Raw genomic sequence first — 675 nt, 5'->3', positions numbered from 1 at the left:
CTTTGAGCTTTCCGGTTAATTGCGAAAACGCAACAATCGCGGACAAACCATCTTTATCCCACACCTTATTGCCAACGGTGTAACCAAGCGCCTCTTCGTAAGCAAACAAGAACGGGTGTTGCTCGGTTTCTTGGCTCATCGCGACGTTGGTTAGCCATTTAAAGCCTGTTAGCGTTTGGTAATACTCTGCGCCATGCGCTTTTGCGATGCTGCTCAAGAGACGAGATGACACGATGGTGTTACCGACCAGTGAGTTCGGCTGTTGCTCTAGCAAGTAATCACCAAACAATGAACCAACTTGGTCGCCAGTTAACATTTGGTATTCACCGTCTGGGCGTTTTACGGCGACGGCGAAACGATCTGCATCTGGGTCGTTAGCACAGGCGATATCCGCATCTACGGATTTACCGAGCGCCATGACCATGTCCATTGCCCCTGCTTCTTCTGGATTTGGGAAGTTAACTGTAGGGAATGTGCCATCAGGTTCGCGCTGCTCCGCAACACTGGCCACTTTTTTAAAGCCAGCGTCAGCAAGTAACGTTTCTGCCATGTCTGCGCCAACACCGTGCATCGCAGTGTAAGCGATAGAAATATCGGTGTTGCTATCAGGAGTCAGCAGAGCATTTTCGTTCATGGTTTTACGGTAAGTTTGGTAGTAGTCATCTTCCAACCAAA

The 675-nt window shown here is 49.2% G+C and carries 1 pseudogene; it reads right to left on the bottom strand.

Annotated features, from left to right (window positions below):
* Positions 1-675: pseudogene (locus R7O13_RS27450) on the bottom strand (phospho-sugar mutase); the annotation flags it as partial.

It is taken from the genome of Vibrio sp. Y176, assembly GCF_033438945.1.
This window is presented reverse-complemented; position numbering and strand designations above follow the sequence as displayed.